Source organism: Klebsiella sp. K47, assembly GCF_051858335.1.
GTDB lineage: Bacteria > Pseudomonadota > Gammaproteobacteria > Enterobacterales > Enterobacteriaceae > Klebsiella > Klebsiella pneumoniae.
In genome coordinates, this window is sequence record NZ_JBPYUI010000541.1 from 1 (window position 1) to 214 (window position 214).

The window sequence follows — 214 nt, forward strand, 5'->3', positions numbered from 1 at the left end:
GGCATGTCCAGCGCCATTGCGCTCCACGCCGCGCAACATTGCGAGCCTGACCTGCCACCGCTGCGGTCCGCGCAGGTATCGTTTATCGGCCCCTTGGCTGGGGATGTGACCGTCACCGCGACCAAACTGCGCCGTGGTCGCAACGCCGCGTTCATCCAGGCGGACATCGTGTCGGACGCTGGGCTGGGCTTCCGCGCGACATTCGTCTTCATGT

At 65.9% G+C, this 214-nt stretch carries 1 protein-coding gene; it reads left to right on the top strand.

The features are described 5' to 3' along the window. A partial coding sequence (locus tag RRF55_RS29145; protein WP_439419470.1) for an acyl-CoA thioesterase domain-containing protein occupies window positions 1-214 on the top strand: 214 nt, incomplete at both ends.